Below are 17,771 nucleotides of genomic sequence, written 5' to 3'. Positions count from 1 at the left end.
TCCTGGCAGCTCTGGCAGGAGGGATGATCCGTGGGTACGCTTCACGAACTGATCAGGACGCATGGCGCCGTCGACGCCCGCCGTCTCGTCCCGGAACAGGAGCGCCCCTTCGTCGATCTGGCGGCGGAAGCACTGGCGACCGAAAGCAAGGCACTCGGCATCACCTATGCCGGATTCTGCCTGACCAGTCTCCCACATAAGGCCTTGCCGGACGAGCAGCATTGGGAACGCCCCGGACATAAGGTCAAGCTGATCATCGAACCGGGCCGCCTGCCCGACAATGACGGCACGACACGGCTGTTCGGCGTCCCCTACGGCTCTCGGGCCCGTCTCATCCTGCTTTACCTGCAGACCCGCGCTATCCAGACCGGCAGCCCGGAGGTCGAGTTGGGGGCGTCTATGCGCGACTGGATGAGCCGGATGAACGTTTCCACCGGCGGCAAGTCGTACCGTGACGTCAAGGAACAGGCCAACCGGATCAGCGCCTGCAATCTGACCTTCATCTGGGAACGCCAGGGCAAGAAGGCCGAGTTCGCCAAGGATACCATCGTCAAGGGCGGCATCCAGCTCTACGACACCGACGACGACCAGCAATTGCGCCTGTGGGTGGACACGGTGCGCCTTTCCGACAGCTTCTTCAAAGCCTTGCGCGAGCATCCGGTTCCGGTGTGGGAGCCGGCGATCAAGCTGATCTCCAACAAATCCATGGCGATCGACATCTATATCTGGCTCGCCTACCGCCTGCATGTGCTGGGGGCCGCCACGCCGGTGACCTGGACCGCCCTGCATGGCCAGTTCGGCGCCGGCTACAAGAATGTTTTCCAGTTCAAGCCACGATTCCAGGACGCCCTGAAAGCCGCAATGGCAGTCTATCCCGATGCGAAAATCAGCATCGACGAGGCTGGCCTTATCCTCCACCCCTCCCGTCCGCCGGTGCCGGAACGGCAGTTCGCACTCTTGCGATGACCCGCGGGCCGCGTACTCTTGCGAGGCCTCATCGCAAGAGTACGCGATAGGGTTCCTTGGACGCGGCACAGTCGGGCATGGCACGTGCTGCACAGCAAGATGCACATCGGTTGACAGTCCCGTCAACATCGCTCATCGTTCCGCGGATTCACCTCCCGGAGTGAGCAATACCCTATGGCGCATGAAATGAGCGGCGAGGAACTGCGCCGCTACCGCGAAGACCGCGGCATGAATCAGCAGGAGTTGGTGGTCTGGCTTAACGAGCGGCTCGGCCGCCGCTATGACCGTGCCAAGATCTCCCGCTGGGAAACCGGAGCGGAGCGCATTCCGCAAACCGTCGGCGCCGCTCTGAAGGCATCAACCAGTCCCGTCGGCATACCGGCCGCTTCCAGCCCGCGCAATGCTCCGCTCGTCCTGTGCGCCGCCAACCAGAAAGGCGGGGTTGGCAAGACGACGACCTGCGTGAATGTCGCGTGGCTGCTGAGCCGGCAGGGCCAGCGGGTGCTGCTGGTCGATTGCGACCCTCAGGCCAATGCGACCGTTCATCTCGGCGTCGACCCGCATGAGCGCGAAGTGGTCAAGGAGACGCTGACCCATGCGCTGCGCTCGACCCGCCCGCTGCGGGAGTTCGTCACCCCGGTGTGCGACGGCGCCTTCGATCTGCTGCCCTCCTCCATCTCTCTTGCGGCGGCCGACCGCGAACTGCTGCGCCAGCCCAACGGCACGCTGATCCTGCGCGCCAAGATCGCCCAGTTGTCCGGACACTACGACTTCATCATTCTAGATTGCCCGCCGCATCTGGGCGAATTGACCGTGTCGGTGCTGAACGCCGCCGACCAGCTTCTCATCCCGACCCAGACGGAGATGCTGTCGCTCATGGGCATTCCCCAACTGTTCGAAACCATCGCCGGCGTGCGCGAGTTGGTCAACCCGCGGCTGCGGATCCTCGGCATCCTGCCGACGATGTTCAGCCCGCGCCGGCTGCAGGACGAGCAGATCCTGACCGAGTTGCAGGCGATGGCGGGGTCGGAGAATCTGCGCCTGTTCGCGCCGGTGCGCCGGGCCGCGGATTACACAAAGAGCGTTTTGGCCGGGCGGCCGGGATTGGCGATGAACCCCAATTCCGCCGGAGCGGACAGCTACCAGGAAATTGCCGAGGCGCTGCTGGCGCTGGCACGGGCGGAGGTTGGCCATGGCGTCTAAGAAAGGGCTCGATGTCGCCAACACCGGACTGCTGAAGCGGACGATCAGCCGCGCCGCAGCCGGCGGTGGCGGGACCAGCAACCGGGCGCTGTTCGGACTGAGCGGCAAGATGCGTTTCCGGGAAATCCCGCTCGACCAGATCGAGCCGGATCCGGATCAGCCGCGGCGCAACGCTCAGGAGGCCGACATCGCGACGCTGGCCGCGTCGATCGAGCAAAAGGGATTGCTGCAGCCGATCAACGTGCGCGAGATCGCCGTCGACCGCTTCATGATCATTGCCGGCGAGCGGCGATACTGGGCCTTCCGCCAGCTTGACCGCGAGACCATCCCGGCGTTGGTACTCGACACCGACGACGCCCAGGCGTTGGCGTTGATCGAGAACGTCCAGCGTGTCGACTTGCACGCAATCGACGTCGCGCGCTCGTTGGAGCGTTTGGTCGAAGACAAGGGGCTGACGCAGGATCAGGCCGCGGTGCTGATCGGCAAATCGCAAGAGTACGTAGCCCGGCTGCTCGGTATCCTGCGGCTGCCGGCGGCGATCCAGGAGGATGCGCCGCAGCAGAGCCATGTGTCGGTTTCCGTGCTGATGGAGCTTTCCGAACTCGGCGACGCCGCACTGCAGGCCCAGCTGTGGGAGCGTGCGAAAGCCGGCCTCACGGTGAAGGCGGTGCGCGAGGCCAAGCAACAGCGCAAAGCCTCCTCCGCTGCCCTCTCCCCTGCCCCCGCTGCACACCGAACGACCCTGCGGGCGCTGCACAAGGGAGTGGCAAGCTTGCGCGATCTCAGCGACGGCGGCAGCCGGCTCGACGATGCCGACCGCGAGGCTCTGCGCGCGCTACGCACCGCCATCGATACGCTGCTCGGCGAGTGACACGCTATTAGACGTCTAATAAACCGGAATCTCACGTCCCCCCGCTATTAGACGTCTAATAACGCCCTCCCCTCCTCCAGAAATGCTGGACCGGTTGGTCGCCGCCGGATATTTTGCGGCCGTCGCGCACTTTCTCCGCCGCCGTCCGCCGCTCTACAGGCCAGCGTGATCTGTGTTCCGATGACCGCGCCAGCCGAGATTGTCCATAGCCTCGCTCAGATCTGACGTTCCCCGCACCGCTCGACATCGGAGGTTCGCAAAGCGGTTGCCCAATGGCGAGCATCTTCAGCCGATCCGCCGTTATGATCGTTTCAGCTCAATCCACGCCCCCGCGGAGTGGGCAACGCCCAGAGTTTAAGTCTTTGTTGTCAATAGCGCCAATTGCGCAAACCTGCCTCCCCAAATCCGAGCGGCTGGCGGGAACTTGACTGCTAGGCGCTCGATCCGCCGGCATTCCTGTGTCTTTCGGCCGTGCGAACCTCCTGGCATCACCGTGGGAACTTGGGGTTCGCGCAGCTTCGTCTGCGCTGGTTAAGTGGAGAACCACCACCGCGCGAGGTTGTTATGGACTGCTACGCCCATACGCTGCCTGATTAGCCCAAGACCGAATGGGAGCCGTTGCGGAAGCATCTGGAACTCGTCGAACCGGTGGCGCACGGCGTCGGTGCCCAACTGCTTGCGGACGGACCGGCGGCGGACTTCGCACGGGCGCTTGGACTGCTGCATGATTCCGTGCAAATATGCTCAGGCCTTTCAGGACTATCCGTCAACCTCGAACGGTAGGAGAGGGCGGGTGGACCATCCCACCGCCGGCGCCGTCTATGCGCTGGAGCGGCATAAGGATCAAACCGGCTGGATGCTGGCCTATGCGGTTGCCGGCCATCATGCCGGGCTGCTGGGCTGCCGGACAGCGGGGCAGGGGAGCGCGGCAGCCTGCAAAGACGGGTCGCCGAATCGCCCCCCGCCGCCGTGGCGCGTGCCGGGTTCCAGGCGTCGCATCCTCCACGCCGCGCGCCGCCTTCTCCTTCCTACTGGAACTGGCGCAGAAGCATCTGAAGAAGGTGCGAGGGGCAAAGCCCGGCCTCGCCCGCGTGCTGGACGCGGCGCTGCAGGACATCCAGGGACCGCTGACCGGCTTTCCGCCGACGCTGGACCTGGAGGCGTTCTTCCATGTGCTGCTGCTGATGTTCGACCATGACCGCTCCGCCGCGCGCGGCGAGATGGCGGCGCGCCGGCTGGTGGTGTTCCGCCACCGCTCCACCCTGGGCGAGGCGCCGGCGCACCGCCCGCGGTGTGGCGTTGCACAGCCTGAGGCTGGGGCTGATCGGCAAGGCGGACGTGGTGGAATTCCACGCCCGCCGCTCCGGTCCGCCGAAGCCCTATCATGGACGGCGCTCCGCGCCCGTCTGCTGGATCTGATCGATCCCAAGACCAACGGCCTTCGCTTCTACCTGCTGGGCTCGTCGGCGCGGCACAAGGTGGAGCATGTCGGCAGCCGTCCGCCGCGTGGTGGAATGGCACACCGGAGAGGCAAACCCGCTCGCCGTAGCCCTCAGCGGCCACTGCCTGCGTGTCGGCGCCACTCAGGACCTGTTGGTGGCCGCTGTCGATTTGTTCCGGCTGATGCAGGCGGAATGCTGGACGTCGCCTGTGGTGCCCGCCCGCTACACCGAGCGCCTGCGTGCAACATGGGGCGCGGTGGCGCGAGTGCGGCGGGGAAAGGGTAGCGGGCAATTCACTATCTTCTCCGTGATCATCAACAGTGCTCTCCCATACGGGTCAGCCACTCTCGGCTGTAGATCTGTCCATGGCCGGCAAGCGGTGCCGTCCGGCCGGTTTCCAGATCAAGCACCGGCATGTCGGCGATCAGGGCGGCCCGCTCCACTCCCCCCACATAGGACAGGCTCCCATCCTCGGCCCGGGATTCCCGGAAAAGGGAAGGGCGTGCGCTCCGATCCGCGATGGACAGATGCAAGGCAAGCTCGGCACGAACGAAAAAGGCGTTGTGGCCGGCCCCGTTGCTGCCTATCAGCGCATAGCCCTTTCGCGCCGCCGCCCGTTCGAGCGCCCGGATCGAGGCCCCGAAATAGAGCCAGGAAGGGTGGTAGATGGAACGCTGGAATGCGGGATCGTATGGGATCGTCAAGGCATGCACGTCGCCCAGCACCGCGTTGTATTCGCATATCACGATGTCCGGACGAACCACGTCGATCGCATCGAACACCCAATAGTCATTGCCGTCGATGTCGATGCTCAGCAGGCCGACTTCGCCGCCACGGCCGCGGCTTGACAGCAGATCGTTCACGTTTTCCTTCGTTATGAACGCCGACTCTGCGACCAGATCGTGCTTCCAATAGATTTCGTCGTTCCTGATCGCCTCGATGTGCGCCACATTCGCATCGAGGACGAACCCTCGCCAGTTGCGGTTGCGCATCAGATAGCGGGTGTTGCTCTCCGTGTAGTCCTGTACGCCGAACTCGATGAAACTCTCGGAGCGGACCGGAAGGTTCTGGATCAGCCATTCGATGATGCCGTCCTCACCGGTTTGCGAGAATACCGTGAACTCGACGTCGGACAGGTGGGGAATGCTCTTGCGCGCGCGCAGGGACTCGCCCAGAGCGCGGGCGGTCAGCAGAAGCTGACGCTCCGCCGAACGCTGCTGCTGGCGGTGATGGTCCCAGGCCAGAGCACGTCCGGCACGGAAAAGTGGAACCAGATCCTCCAAATCGGCAGACATCGGCGGTGTCCTTCTTTGCGTATCGTGGCTTTGCACGTGGTGGCGGGTGCGGATCAGGCACGAAGGTAATCACAGTTGCGGCACAAGGGATTGGAGACGCGGTTGTCGAGGAACTCCCGGCGTAGCGACCGCATCGGCCTGCCGTTCCAGATCTCCTTCAGCGACTGCCGCGCCACATTGCCCAGGACATAACGCTTGTCGTGGTCGTAGCAGCAGGGCACGACGTCGCCGTCCCAGGTGACGGTCAGCCTGCTCCATGGAAATTGGCAGGTGACATGGTCCTGCTGCTGGGGGCGGTCGCCGGCAAGGCGGCTCACGTCCGGCGCATTGCCGTCCCAGGTGACGAACTCCTTGGCGAAGAAGGCGTCGACCCCGTCGAGGTTCGACCAATAGTCCCGCATCCGGCCGATGCTGTCGCTGTTCAGACCGAAACTGATCATCGACACGATGACCTGGACGTTTGATTTGAAGGACTTCTTCAGTTCCAGAAAGTCGAGCAGGTTGCGGACTGAAGCGTCATAGGCACCCGCGATGCCGCGGATGCGTTCGAACGACGCATCGTCATGGCCGTCGATCGACAGATAGAGCTTTGCAGGACGGGCACGCAACAGCGCTAACGCCGTCGGCCGCTTCAGCATCAGCGGGTTCAGCGACAGGGCTGTGAACACGCCGCGCGCCGAGGCGTAGGCGATGAAACGGTCAAAGTCCGGATGGACGAGGCTTTCGCCGAAATGATGCAGCCAGCAATCGGCCTGCGGCGCCTGTTTCGGGTTCTCTTGGACATACTCGTCAATCACCTTGCGGAACAGGCCGAAATCCATTAGCCCCTGCGGGCGCGTCATGTTGACGGTGCGCGCGCACATGACGCATCTGAAAGGACAGCGGTTGGTCAACTCGATGTTGAAGACCGCGAAGGGCGTGTCGAGCACCGTCGGGTCGGCGGGCGTGGCGGCAGCCGGGGAGCGAAGCGCGTCCATTGTCAATTCGGTATCCTATGGCTGCCAACGCTGGGCGGGGCATTGGGCCCCACGGCGGCGAGCAGGGGCCCCAGCGCCTGCCCGAGCGGCCCCAGCAACCGCAGCGTGGCGGCGACCCATTGGCCCTCGTCCCTCACCGCCAAACCCACCAGGCGACTGGCCTCCTCTGCGGCATCCAACTCCAGCAGCGCCCGCGCCCGTCCGAGGCGGGGGAGGGCAAGGCAGGCGAAGTCCCCACGCTCGCCGCTGAAATCCTCCAACGCCTCCTGCGGCCGGTTCCATGCAAGCCTGAGCATGCCGCGGAAGACGCGTCCTCTGGCTGTATCGGGATCGTTCCGCCTGCCCCCGTCGAACGCACGGGCGGCGGCATCGAGGTCTCCGGCATGGAGTTGCACCAGCCCTCCGATCATGCGTGCCCAGCCCATGGCTGGTTCCCGAAAGCGGACGGCGTCGCAGGCGGCCATCGCCTCGCGGAGCCGGCCGTCCGACAGCAGCGTCTGCGCGATCATCAGGCCGGCCCACCAGCGCAGATCGTGACCGCTCTCCCAAACGCGCCGGTAAGCCGCCAGTGCGGCTTCGGTTTCGAAGCGGAGCCGGTGATATTGGCCTAGCACATACCAGGACGGCATCCGCTCCGGCGCCAGGATGATCGAGGCCGCCAATTCCCGTCTCGCTTCGTCCTGCCGGTTCAGCAGAAGCAGGGAAAAGCCCCGCTGATGGTGAAGGCCATAGCGGTCCTGTGCATGGGGTGCCGCAAGATCGCACCAGCGCAGTGCCTCCTCATGGCGATTACTGAGTTGGCCGGCCAACTCGACGACGAGATCGGGCAGATGAGCGGCGGCGGCATGCGGACAGACGGCAAGCGCATGGACGACGAGGGCGAGCGCATCGTCGGTCATTGCGTCATCCCGAGCGGCCTCCGCCTCCTCGACCAGCGCCCGCGCCAGGGCATCGGCGTCGCCGCCATGCGCCAACATTCCATGTTCCAGAACGGATCGCGCGCGCTCCTGGTCGCCCGCGTCCCGCAGCAGGCGGTTCAGGCGCAGCACGGATGCGTAGCGCCCTGGGTCCACCGTCACCGCACGCTCGAACGCCGTCACGGCGGCATCGCGCTCTCCCGAAGCCTCGAGCGCCACCCCAATCCGATGATGGTAGTGGGAGAGGGTGGAGCGGCGGATCTCCTCCCGCCAATTCTCGATGGCGATCCGGTCGAATTCTCTCTCCTCAGCCGAGGCATTCGGGAATGACGATGCCGGTCGGCTCATCCGCGTCCCCCTTAGCCGTAACGTTTGACACCAAATGCTGGTCAATATAACAATTATAATACATTAGAGCAATTCAGCCGGTATAATCAAATTCAAAAAGACACAACCGGCGGCTCATTTTGCATTGAATATTTAAAAACTTGAGATTGCGAATATGAAATTCATCACAAAATCCGGGCGCAAACTCTACAAATCCAGAGGTTGTTGTGTGTGCAGCGTTTTCCATTCTGCTGCCGTCAGGGTAGGTTGGGATGTCATGCTGGGAGATGTCGATCCATGCGGGACCTGATCAGTCTTTCGGCCTTCCCGAAGTCGGGGGTCACCTATCTCGGATTCCTGATGTTCCATTGCCTGTTCGGCGACGAGGCCGGGATCGGCGATCTCGAAAAGCAATACGTGATCGACATCCACGCATGGCCGGCGCTGCGGTTCGCCGTGCCGGGTGGACCGCGGATCGTCAAGTCGCATTTCCCGTTCGGACCGGACCGACCCGGTGTCGGGCGGACGGCCAGGGCGGTGTATCTGATCCGTCACCCGGTCGACGTCATGATGTCGGCGTGGGATTACCGCCGGTTCCTGAACCCCGCCGAGACTCCAGACGACGACGAAGGCGGCCCGGCCGATGGTCCTGCGTTCCGTCGCTTCGTCCATGACTGGCTGGCGAGCGGCGGGGCGGGGTTCGAGGTCGCCGGACCCTGGCTGCGGCATGTCCGCTCCTGGCTGGACCAGCGCGAGATCCCGGTGCATCTCGTCACCTACACCGATCTGGTCGACCAGCCCGGCCGCGAACTGGCCGCCATCCTGCGCTTCCTCGACCTGCCGGTTCCGGTGGAACGGCAGGCGGTGGCCATCGCACGCAGCAGCATGGCGGCGATGGCGGCACTGGAAGCGGACGAGGTCCGCAACCGGCGTAACGGCGTCTTTTACCGGCCGGAACTCGCGCGCAGCTATGAAGGCGGTCGCCGCTTCATCAACAAAGGTCATCGCGGCTGCTATGCCACCCTGCTGACCGACGAGGAGCGGGCATTGGCAGACCGGACTTTCGGTGCCGAGATGTCTGTCTATTTCTCTGGCGGCAGCGGTGCGGGGGCGGGCTGATCGGCGTCACGGCAGGGCGCGCGCGACGCCGATCACGGTCCATGTCGTCTCGTCCGGCTCGCGGCCGATGTCCGGAAAGGCGCGGAGCGCCTCCAGCCGGAAACCGCTGGCGCCAAACGCAAGGCCGAGTTCCCGGTCGAAGAAGAAGCGCATGGCATGCGTCTCCCGGTCCTCGCCAACGACCCGGTCCCCGGTGATCCTGAGCACATGGAAATCGACCCGGCAAATCTGGGCGCGGATGTCGAGAGCCGACCGCGCGGTCCTGAGAATCCGCTCGTCCGCCTGGGAAATCGATCGAACCCGGTCGCCCGGCCGCTGGGCGAGGACGGCGGGGCCGTACCAGACGTCGAAGAGGAAAAGGCCGGACGGCGGCAGATGCCGCCGGACCGAGGCCAGGGTGGCCAACAGCGCGTCATCGTCATGCTGATAGCCCAGCACGGCGAACATCATGATCGCAGCGTCATAGATCCGGCCGAGGCGGAGTGTCCGGACATCGGCCTCGATGAACTCGGGCGCGACGATTGCGGTTTCGGCCAGCCTCGCCGACTTTTCACGGGCGCGGGCGAGCATGGCCGGGGAGCGGTCCACCCCCGTCACGCGCAGCCCCCGCGCCGCCAGCGGCAGGGCATGCCCGCCGGTGCCGCAGCCGAGGTCCAGGACGCTCGCGACGGGGCCGTCCGCGTGCAGGGCGAACAGGTGCGCAATCAGGCCGCTTTCGCCCGCGTAATCCTTTTCGCCGTACAGCGCGTCATAGACCGCCGCGTAGCCGGTTCCGAAAATCCCGCTCATGTCAGCACCCTCTTCACCGCATCGGCGACCAGCTCCTGCTCGGCATCGGACAGGGCGAGGCCGGACGGCAGATAGAGCGCCCGTCGCGCAAGCCTTTCCGCCACCGGATAGCGCTCCCCGCGGAATAGGCCGCGCTCCAGCAGGGCCGGCTGCTCATGCATGCCGAGGAAGAAGGGGCGGCTGTCCACCCCGAGGGCGCGCAGGCGGGCCGCGCATTCGGCCGCGTCGAACGGCACCTCGTCGTCCAGCACGATCCCGTACATCCAGTACACGCTGTGCGCCCAGGGGCGCTCGGCCGGCAAGGCAAGCGGCAGTCCGGCCATTCGCGCGCCATACTGCGCGGCGATGCGGCGCTTGCGGGCGAGATGGTCCTCGATGCGCTCGACCTGGGCCAGACCGACGGCAGCCTGCAGATTGGTCAGCCGGGCATTGACGCCCAGCTCGGTGTGAAGGAAGCGCCGGTCACGGCGGAAACACAGGTTCCGCAGCGAGCGCAGTCGGTCGGCGAGGGCGGGATCGCCGGTGATGACCATGCCGCCTTCGCCGGTGGTGACGATCTTGTTGGCGTAGAAGCTGAAGCAGCCGAGCGTCCCAAGCCCGCCGCAGCGGCGTCCGCGGTATTCGGCGCCGTGCGCCTCGGCGGCGTCCTCGACGATGTGCAGGCCGTGCCGCTCCGCCAGCTCCCACAGGGGAGCCATGTCGCAGGGGTGGCCGAACAGATGCACCGGCATGATGGCGCGCGTGCGCGGCGTGATCTTCGCCGCGACCTGATCGGGGTCGAGGCACCAGGTTTCCGGGTCGCTGTCGACCAGGACAGGCACGCAGCCGGCCTCGAGGATCGCCACCGCGCAGGAGATGATCGTGCAACTCGGCAGGATGACCTCCGACCCGGGCTCAAGGTCGAGCGCACGCATGGCGAGCTGGAGGGCGGCGGTACCGCTGGACACGGCCACGCCATGCGACGTGCCGCAATACTCCGCCCAGCGGCGCTCGAACTCCGCAATGAATCGCCCTTCCGAGGAGATCCAGCCGGTCTCGACGGCTTCGCGGACGTAGTCCAGTTCCCTGCCGTCCAGCAACGGCTCGCTCACAACGATCATGGGAGACCTGTCCTTTCCCTGCCGGCCGGCGGCGCTCACTGTACCATCACGATGCGCTCGGGACAGGCTCCCTCGAAGCAGCTCTTGTCGGCGCCCCCGGCGAAGGGGCCTTGCTTGACCTCGACCATCTCGACCTCCTCGATCACCTGGAAACCGTGTCCGCCCGACGCGAGAAGAATGACGTCGCCGGCCCGCAGAAGCCGGCTGTGCAGATAGGTCCGGCCGCCGTCGTAGAAATCGACCCGCAGAAGCCCGCGCCGGATCAGCAGGACCTCCTGGGTGTAATCGACCTGCCGATGCACCGGGTTGTGCAGGTGCGCCGCGATCGTTTTTCCCGCGGGGTGGCGCATGAAGGCCAGCTGCTGCGAGAAGCTGGGCGGCGTGAAGAAGGTGATGCCCGGTTCGCGGAATTCGGCGCGGATGATGATCGCCAGGGTGCGGCCGTCATGGTCGATGGTCTCGATCATGGCGGCGACATCGGGGCGGGGGCGGAGATGGGGGAGGAGCGGCGGGATAGCAGCATTCCAATGAACGACACCTCGCTGCCGTCGTCCAACCCGTGCCGCCCGTCAAAACCGTCGGCCCAGCGCATGACGGTGCTGTGCGTGGCGCTGATGATGCGAAGCCAACGCTCTTCGGAAAAGCACCAGTGCGGCACCGACACCCCGACCTGGATCAGCCCCAGATCCTGCACCGTGCAGAGGTCGGCCGTCACCGGCTCCGCCGCCTGCCGGACGGGAAAGCGGTTCATCACCATATGGCGGTGCGGCCGGCGCGCCAGCCGGGCGAAGGCCGCTTCCGGATCGGGCAGATATTGCAGCACGCCCGAAATCAGGATCAGGTCGTGCTCCCGGCCCTCCAGGGCGTCGAGCCTGTCATGGAAGCGCAAGCCGTCGCCGGCGAACCGTGCATTGCCGGCCTGCGCCAGGGCCGGAGTTTCCACCACGTCCCAGTCCAGCCGGACGGCCTCGCCCAGAATGGCGGACAGCACGGCATGCCCGTTTCCCAGCCCGCCACCGAAGTCGCAGACGCTCAGCCGGCCGTCGAAGCCTCCCCCGCGCATCGCAGCGGCGAGAAGTGCCGCGGCAAGCTGCTGGAACAGGGGGGTGAGCACCCCGTCCCAACGGAAGGCAGACCGCGCCTCCACCAGCCTCGCCACCACCCGCGGGTCGTCGTAGGTCTGAATTCCCGGCCGGGCGGCGGCATGGTCGTCGTAAATGCCGCTGAACAGGCCCATCAGTACACTCCCCCAGCCTCTTGCGGCCATGCGATCGCGTAGGCGGGGGTGCGGCCGGTGCGGACGCGGTCCACCGCCTCGTCCAGGATCCCCCGCAGGAGCGCCAGGAAATCCTCGTGCCGGTAGCTGTCGAGGCGGCGGGCGCCGTTGCCGGCCAGACTGGCGGCCAAGGCGTCGTCATGCCACAGCCTGCCCATGGCGTCGGCCAGACTGGCCGCATCGCGCGGATCGATGTAGAGGGCGCCGTCGCCGAGTTGGTCGCGGATGCTGGGCAGATCGCTGACGATGACCGGCCGGCCGAAGCTCCAGGCCTCCAGCGGCGGCATGTTGGTCGGACCGAAGAAGGTCGGCATGACCAGCCCGGCCGACAGGGTGTAGAGCGCCGCCATGTCGCGGTCGGGCACAAAGCCCAGATAATGGACGCGGTCGCGCACCCCCAGCCTGTCCGCCAGGGCCATCACCTCGATGAAATTCCGCGCCCGCCATTTCTCCGTGTAGCTTCCGGCGAACACCACCCTGACGGCTTCGTCGCCATCATCCGCAAGACGGGCGAGCGCCTCCACGATAAGGCGGTGGTTCTTATGCATCCAGAACTGCGCCGGATAGAAATAATAGCGCTTCGGCAGACCGTACCGCGTCCGTACCCTGGCAAGGTCCCTCTCCGTCGGCGGGCGGGAGCGGCGGACCGGCGGAAAGAAGGGCAGCACCCGGATGCGGTCGCCGTCGATCAGGTCGCCGTAGAAGCGGAGCACGTCCTGCCGGCCCGCCTCCGAATCGACCAGGACCAGGGTGGCGTAGCGGCAGATCGTCCGGTAGGCGTGCTCCCGCAGGGCGGCGATCCCGTCGGCGCTGACCTCGGGAAACTCCGGCTGGAGGCGGTGCTGCAGGTCGTGGATCGGCACGATGAAGGGGACCAGCACCTCCGGCCCGACCAGCGACGGGTGGAGGGTGAGCAGAAGGTCGATCTCCTCCTCGCGCAGGGCCTGTCCCATGGCGGTGTTCAGCACGATGTCGTCCGGCGGCGGCGGTTGCCCGCCCTCGCCATCGGTGGACAGGTAGGATTCGGGCGGCCCCTGCTGGATGTCCAAGTCGCCCAGCGGCAGGATCGGCATCCGGCCATAGTGGAGACGCCGGGACTGCAGGATCCCGCGCAGGCTTTCGACAGCGGGATTGACGCAGACCAGATCGTAGGGGACATGCGGGGTCAGGTCCGACAGGGCGTCGAGCAGCGACGCCTCGTACTGGAAGCCGCCCCCGGCTGAGGCGGGAAATCCTCGGTAGACACCGACACGCATGCTCGGACTCCTCCCTGGTCTCTGCGGTCCGATCCTTCAGGCCGACTGCGCCGGGGCGTCCCGCAGCCTTCGCGACGCCTCCGACCGGATGTGCCGCACGATGAACGGGTAGGCGTTGTAGGGATCGGCGATGCCGACCCGCAGCAGGCGCTTGGCGATCTCCGTGACATATTGGCTGGAGATGATGACGGTGGCATCGCGGAGCGCGTCGGCGACGGCCTCCGGTGTCGTCACGGTCAGGTCCCATGCCCTTCCCTTGCGCATCCCGTCCAGAAAGCCGGCCAGCGTCAGGTTTTCCCATTTGCCGAGCGCCATCTGCAGGATGCGCCCGCCGCGCGACGCGCCGTAGAGATAGATGGGCCGGTCACCGGGAAGGGCCGCGAAATCCGAATCCCGGGACAGGCGAGGCAGCCGCGCGGCGAATTGCGGATCGAAGTCGAAGTAGCAGGTCACCTGCTCCGGAGGCGGTGACGGTGCGGCGGTGGCGGACGGAGCGGGAATGAGGGCGGTCAGGCGGGAAAGCCGCTCATGCTCTTCGGCCAGCCCGGTATCCGCCCGGTCGGCGGCGCGCATGGTGAGCAGGCCGCTGCATCCCAGGGGTGCCTGCGCGGCGACCCGATGGGCCAGGAAGGCGGCCGCCGCGCCGCCCAGCTCCGGGTCGCGGCGCAGGATGGCGGCCAGTCGCTCCCGCCGCACCAGCAGGCTTGCCGGATGCAGGGTGGCCGCGGTGGATGCCGGGCTGGCGGCGTCGATCGCGTCGAAGCCGATGGCGGTCGGCCGCAGTTCCGCCTGGTACAACTCTACCATCTCCTCCGGCAGCATCGGCTGGAGCGCCCCGCCATAAACGGCGTCCACGCCAAGGTCCTGCGCCGCGGCCAGCAGCGTTGCGACGTGGTTGGGAAAGGGTCGCGCCCCGGGCGGCAGGATGCCGACCCACCCGGCCTCCGCGGCCCGCAGCCCGGCCCACAGGCGGGAGCCAGACGGCCCTGCCGCTTCCATGCGCAGGACGCGCAGGGAGGCAAGCTGGCGGACCAGCCTGTCCGGCACGGTCTCCCGCATGCCGTCCGGCAGGACGAGCACCACGCCGACGGGGCCGGCCGTCTGCCCGGCCACCGCCTCCAGCCGCTGCAGGGCGTCGTCCCACCCGCCCTCATACACCGGCAGCACCAGATCGACGGGAGTCTGCGGCGCGCAGTTAGGGGCGGGCGTCAGGCCAAGCCTCGGCCGCGCCTCCGCGATGAGGTCGGGGAGGGGGTCGAACAGCACCTCGAGGCTGAATTTCTCCAGGAAGATCGCCTGCGCATCGCGCGCCATCGCCCGTCCGCGCGCCGGGTTGGCCCGTGCCCAGGCGACATGGGCGAGGATCTGCTCGGCGGTTTCCAATTCGCCGGCGGTCGTGTTGACATAGAGGACGCTGTCGCCGAACGCGTCCATGATGAAGGGATGGTGGCCGGCGATGGTCAGCGCTCCGGCCGCCGACAGTTCGAAGATGCGCATGTTCGGGATGCCGGTTTCGACATGCGGCTGCAGATGCAGGCACAGCCCCATCCCGCAGGTGTTGGCGCGCCCGATCACCGAATGCCCGTCGAACGGCAATTCGCCAGTGAAGGCATCGGCCAGATACTCCCAGCGGTCGCGGCGGCCGTGCAGCGCCAGCACGCCCGCTTGCGCCAATATGCTCAGCATCAGCGGGAAGCGCCTGCCGTCCCAGTTGGAGCCGATGTAGAACAGCCGGCTGTTCGGACCCAGCCTCGGCTCTAGCGCCAGTGCGGGAGAACTGGGATACATGGGCGCGGTCAGCAGCGGGCGCGCGGTCGGCCAGAACAGGTCGGCCATCCGCCGCCGCATCCCCTCGTTGGCGGTGAGCCAGCCGTCATAGGACCGCTCGTTCTGGGCGAAGAACCGGTGTGAGGCGTGAAGCTGTGGCGGGTTCCAGTCGCACGCCATGGTCAGGTGCCCGGTCAGCTTCGGGGTAACCTGCGGATGCAGCGACACGACCAGATCGGGGTCGAAGGCCTCGATCTCCGCCGTGCGGTGGACGATGGCGGCTTCCCAGCCCTTGGCGCCCAAGGCAGACAGCATGCGCAAGGACAGTTCGCGTTCGGCCCACTCGGCGTCTGTGGCGAAAGGTTCGAACAGCGCGACGCGCAGCCCGCCGTTGAGGTGCCTGCCGGTCACCGCGCGACCCTTGCGCTGTCCGCAGCCGGAATTGTGGCTGGATGCATCGATTGCATGAACCGGGCGCGCTCTCAACTGTTGGGCCAGATAGGCAGCCGGGGCAACTGTGGGCGTACAAACATGCTCGGTGCTGGCCTGTTAACAAAAGATGAATTCGACTTTGCGCATTTCAGGACTGCCGTCTCGGTTAGGAGGCGGTTCACAAGTTCAGCAATGGTGCGGGGTGACGGGGATTACGGCGCGTAGCAGGCGACGTCAACGAGCCGTCGAAGGAACGATGGCGGCGATCTGAGCATGTCGCCTTCAGCGGGCGACATGGCGGCCTGTTCGAACCACAGGTGCTGGCGCAGACGGGCCAAGGCATCGGCGAAAGTCGGCGCTGGTTTCGGATACCAGATGGCGCGCCGGGGCGACAGAGCGAGGCGGCCGGCATTCTGATGGACGTACAGCGTGATCAACGAGTAAAGCCCGAACAGCAGTGGGGCGGTGCGGAATACCGCCGGGTCTGCCCACTGTCGCTGGGTCTCGATGCCGAGATGAGCACGGCTCTCCTCATACGTCGTCTCAATGGTCTAATCACAAATGACAAGTTTTGCCTGACGCGCACGGAGCGGCTTCAGCTGAGCTGGCCGCGCGCACGGGGTAGGCTACGGGAAGCCGGCGTGTCCCAACTCTTCGGTGAGGTCACTCACCAGGGAGGGACGGATGCAGCGGCAAAGGCAGCGTCCTTGGAATGTCCGGCGCACCGGTGTGTCGCTGCCCAGCGGGCAGCAGCGCTGGGACCGGGCCTACCGGCTCCTCCTGCAGTGGGCGACGACTACGACCGCGCCGACGTCGGCGCCGGCGTCCCCAATCCTGCCGGAGGTGTGTCATGCGGGTAGCGATCTACGGCCGTGTGTCGACCAGCCACCAAGTCGACCACCAGACCATTGAGCAGCAACTCGAGCGTCTGAGGGCGCATGTGCACGCGAACACGGCTGAGGGCTGGGTTCTCGACCCAGCCCATGTGTTCCGCGACGATGGCTACAGCGGGGCCACATTGGCGCGTCCAGGGCTCGATCGTCTGCGCGATGCCGTGAAGAGCCGCGAGTGTGACCGTGTGCTCGTCACCGCGCCGGACCGGCTGGCGCGCAATTACGTGCACCAGATGGTGCTGTTGGAGGAATGGGCGCGTCTTGGCTGCGCCGCTGAGTTCCTGGACCGGCCGATGAGCGACGACCCGCATGACCATTTGCTGCTGCAAATCCGGGGAGCGGTGGCCGAATACGAGCGGACGCTGATTGCCGAGCGTATGCGGCGCGGCCGGCTGGCCAAGCTGCGCGCCGGCCTGCTGCTGCCCTGGACGTATGCACCCTACGGCTATCGCATGGATCCGGATCGACCGCGTGACCCGCATGGCGTCACAACAGATCCGGCCGAGGTCGCCGTTGTGGCCGAGCTGTTCGCCATGTACCGCGAACCGGGCACCTCGCTGATGCAGCTCGCCTTGCATCTCAATGCGCGCGGCGTGCCCACTCCCTCGGGCAAGCCACGTTGGTCATGCCCGACGATCCGGGGAATCCTGCGCAACCCGACTTACACGGGGCAGGTCTATGCGCAACGCACCCATTATCGCTCGCCCACGCACCGCCGCTCGGCCACGCATCCGCTGGGCCGGCCGCACGGCACGGCGGTGCCGCAACCGGCCGACACGTGGCTTCTGGTCGGGCAGGTGCCCGCCGTGGTGAGCCAAACGCACTTCGACGAAGTACAGGCGAAGTTGGCGACCAACCGCGCCTTCTCGCGGCGCAACAACACCGTTCATCAGTACCTTCTGCGCGCGCTGGTGAGCTGCGGGCATTGCGGTCTTGCCTGCACCGCGCGTGCGGCCAACGGACGGAACTTCTACTACCTCTGCAACGGCAAAGCACACAGCGTCTATTCCCACCGGGCCACAGGCTGCCCGGCACGCCATATCCCCGCAGGCCAACTCGACGAATTGGTTTGGACCGATCTGTGCGCCCTGATGGGGGAGCCGGAGCCTCTCGCCGCGGCCGTCGCGCGTGCCCACGGCGG

At 66.3% G+C, this 17,771-nt stretch carries 15 protein-coding genes and 1 pseudogene; 6 read left to right on the top strand and 10 right to left on the bottom strand.

What is annotated here, in order from left to right:
- Nucleotides 1–30 precede the first annotated feature (30 nt).
- The 4 genes from B9N97_RS29800 (at nucleotide 31) to B9N97_RS37075 (ending at nucleotide 4,767) form a co-directional block, all read left to right on the top strand.
- Entirely contained in the window at nucleotides 31–966 is a 936-nt protein-coding gene (locus B9N97_RS29800) for a replication protein RepA (protein ID WP_085091445.1), read from the top strand.
- Between the two features lie 174 nt (nucleotides 967–1,140).
- Nucleotides 1,141–2,169: an AAA family ATPase gene (locus B9N97_RS29795; protein WP_085091444.1), complete on the top strand. Its 1,029-nt coding sequence runs from the start codon at nucleotides 1,141–1,143 to the stop codon at nucleotides 2,167–2,169.
- Nucleotides 2,159–3,040 carry a ParB/RepB/Spo0J family partition protein gene (locus B9N97_RS29790; protein ID WP_085091443.1) on the top strand — a complete coding sequence of 294 codons (882 nt, stop codon included), beginning with the start codon at nucleotides 2,159–2,161 and terminating at the stop codon, nucleotides 3,038–3,040. The genes B9N97_RS29795 and B9N97_RS29790 overlap by 11 nt, the downstream gene beginning before the upstream one ends.
- Before the next feature lie 740 nt (nucleotides 3,041–3,780).
- Nucleotides 3,781–4,767: a CRISPR-associated endonuclease Cas2 gene (locus tag B9N97_RS37075; protein WP_432264218.1), complete on the top strand. Its 987-nt coding sequence runs from the start codon at nucleotides 3,781–3,783 to the stop codon at nucleotides 4,765–4,767.
- Nucleotides 4,768–4,796: 29 nt separating this feature from the next.
- On the opposite strand, the gene B9N97_RS29775 is transcribed toward B9N97_RS37075, so the two are convergent.
- The 3 genes from B9N97_RS29775 to B9N97_RS35330 are packed head-to-tail and all read right to left on the bottom strand — an operon-like array spanning nucleotide 4,797 to nucleotide 8,019.
- Nucleotides 4,797–5,777: a hypothetical protein gene (locus B9N97_RS29775; protein WP_085091441.1), complete on the bottom strand. Its 981-nt coding sequence runs from the start codon at nucleotides 5,775–5,777 to the stop codon at nucleotides 4,797–4,799.
- A 53-nt stretch (nucleotides 5,778–5,830) separates the two neighbouring features.
- On the bottom strand, nucleotides 5,831–6,754 hold the full coding sequence (locus B9N97_RS29770) for a radical SAM/SPASM domain-containing protein (RefSeq protein WP_085091440.1): 924 nt from the start codon (nucleotides 6,752–6,754) through the stop codon (nucleotides 5,831–5,833).
- Nucleotides 6,755–6,756: 2 nt separating this feature from the next.
- On the bottom strand, nucleotides 6,757–8,019 hold the full coding sequence (locus B9N97_RS35330) for a tetratricopeptide repeat protein (protein ID WP_143266925.1): 1,263 nt from the start codon (nucleotides 8,017–8,019) through the stop codon (nucleotides 6,757–6,759).
- Between the two features lie 276 nt (nucleotides 8,020–8,295).
- Here B9N97_RS35330 and B9N97_RS29755 point away from each other — a divergent pair, with 276 nt between their 5' ends.
- Entirely contained in the window at nucleotides 8,296–9,117 is an 822-nt protein-coding gene (locus tag B9N97_RS29755; protein ID WP_085091437.1) for a sulfotransferase domain-containing protein, read from the top strand.
- A 6-nt stretch (nucleotides 9,118–9,123) separates the two neighbouring features.
- Here the strand turns inward: B9N97_RS29755 and B9N97_RS29750 are convergent, their stop codons facing one another.
- The 7 genes from B9N97_RS29750 to B9N97_RS29720 all read right to left on the bottom strand — a co-directional run bounded on the left by B9N97_RS29750 (nucleotide 9,124) and on the right by B9N97_RS29720 (nucleotide 16,174).
- A complete protein-coding gene (locus tag B9N97_RS29750) occupies nucleotides 9,124–9,906 on the bottom strand; it encodes a class I SAM-dependent DNA methyltransferase (RefSeq protein WP_085091436.1) in 783 nt (260 codons plus the stop codon).
- Nucleotides 9,903–11,006 carry a DegT/DnrJ/EryC1/StrS family aminotransferase gene (locus B9N97_RS29745; protein ID WP_085091435.1) on the bottom strand — a complete coding sequence of 368 codons (1,104 nt, stop codon included), beginning with the start codon at nucleotides 11,004–11,006 and terminating at the stop codon, nucleotides 9,903–9,905. Before B9N97_RS29745 ends, B9N97_RS29750 begins: the two co-directional genes overlap by 4 nt.
- Before the next feature lie 35 nt (nucleotides 11,007–11,041).
- Complete coding sequence (locus tag B9N97_RS29740) at nucleotides 11,042–11,473, bottom strand: cupin domain-containing protein (RefSeq protein WP_085091434.1); 432 nt, start codon at nucleotides 11,471–11,473, stop codon at nucleotides 11,042–11,044.
- On the bottom strand, nucleotides 11,470–12,243 hold the full coding sequence (locus B9N97_RS29735; RefSeq protein WP_167393420.1) for a methyltransferase, TIGR04325 family: 774 nt from the start codon (nucleotides 12,241–12,243) through the stop codon (nucleotides 11,470–11,472). The genes B9N97_RS29740 and B9N97_RS29735 overlap by 4 nt, the downstream gene beginning before the upstream one ends.
- On the bottom strand, nucleotides 12,243–13,538 hold the full coding sequence (locus B9N97_RS29730) for a glycosyltransferase family 4 protein (RefSeq protein ID WP_085091432.1): 1,296 nt from the start codon (nucleotides 13,536–13,538) through the stop codon (nucleotides 12,243–12,245). Before B9N97_RS29730 ends, B9N97_RS29735 begins: the two co-directional genes overlap by 1 nt.
- 36 nt (nucleotides 13,539–13,574) lie before the next feature.
- Complete coding sequence (locus B9N97_RS29725) at nucleotides 13,575–15,716, bottom strand: glycosyltransferase (RefSeq protein ID WP_085091431.1); 2,142 nt, start codon at nucleotides 15,714–15,716, stop codon at nucleotides 13,575–13,577.
- Nucleotides 15,717–15,949: 233 nt separating this feature from the next.
- Nucleotides 15,950–16,174 carry a hypothetical protein gene (locus B9N97_RS29720; protein ID WP_208621304.1) on the bottom strand — a complete coding sequence of 75 codons (225 nt, stop codon included), beginning with the start codon at nucleotides 16,172–16,174 and terminating at the stop codon, nucleotides 15,950–15,952.
- Nucleotides 16,175–16,449: 275 nt separating this feature from the next.
- On the opposite strand from B9N97_RS29720, the pseudogene B9N97_RS36565 reads away from it, so the two are divergent.
- Nucleotides 16,450–17,700: pseudogene (locus B9N97_RS36565) on the top strand (recombinase family protein); the annotation flags it as partial.
- Nucleotides 17,701–17,771: the final 71 nt, after the last annotated feature.

Origin of the sequence: Azospirillum oryzae (assembly GCF_900177515.1) — a bacterium.
GTDB lineage: Bacteria > Pseudomonadota > Alphaproteobacteria > Azospirillales > Azospirillaceae > Azospirillum > Azospirillum oryzae_A.
This window is presented reverse-complemented; position numbering and strand designations above follow the sequence as displayed.

Coding starts and splice junctions, on each gene's coding strand:
- B9N97_RS29750 (WP_085091436.1), bottom strand. CDS start 9,906: ATGAGCGGGATTTTCGGAACCGGCTACGCGGCGGTCTATGACGCGCTG.
- B9N97_RS29730 (WP_085091432.1), bottom strand. CDS start 13,538: ATGCGTGTCGGTGTCTACCGAGGATTTCCCGCCTCAGCCGGGGGCGGC.
- B9N97_RS29790 (WP_085091443.1), top strand. CDS start 2,159: ATGGCGTCTAAGAAAGGGCTCGATGTCGCCAACACCGGACTGCTGAAG.
- B9N97_RS37075 (WP_432264218.1), top strand. CDS start 3,781: ATGCTCAGGCCTTTCAGGACTATCCGTCAACCTCGAACGGTAGGAGAG.
- B9N97_RS29735 (WP_167393420.1), bottom strand. CDS start 12,243: ATGGGCCTGTTCAGCGGCATTTACGACGACCATGCCGCCGCCCGGCCG.
- B9N97_RS29745 (WP_085091435.1), bottom strand. CDS start 11,006: ATGATCGTTGTGAGCGAGCCGTTGCTGGACGGCAGGGAACTGGACTAC.
- B9N97_RS29775 (WP_085091441.1), bottom strand. CDS start 5,777: ATGTCTGCCGATTTGGAGGATCTGGTTCCACTTTTCCGTGCCGGACGT.
- B9N97_RS35330 (WP_143266925.1), bottom strand. CDS start 8,019: ATGAGCCGACCGGCATCGTCATTCCCGAATGCCTCGGCTGAGGAGAGA.
- B9N97_RS29795 (WP_085091444.1), top strand. CDS start 1,141: ATGGCGCATGAAATGAGCGGCGAGGAACTGCGCCGCTACCGCGAAGAC.
- B9N97_RS29770 (WP_085091440.1), bottom strand. CDS start 6,754: ATGGACGCGCTTCGCTCCCCGGCTGCCGCCACGCCCGCCGACCCGACG.
- B9N97_RS29740 (WP_085091434.1), bottom strand. CDS start 11,473: ATGATCGAGACCATCGACCATGACGGCCGCACCCTGGCGATCATCATC.
- B9N97_RS29755 (WP_085091437.1), top strand. CDS start 8,296: ATGCGGGACCTGATCAGTCTTTCGGCCTTCCCGAAGTCGGGGGTCACC.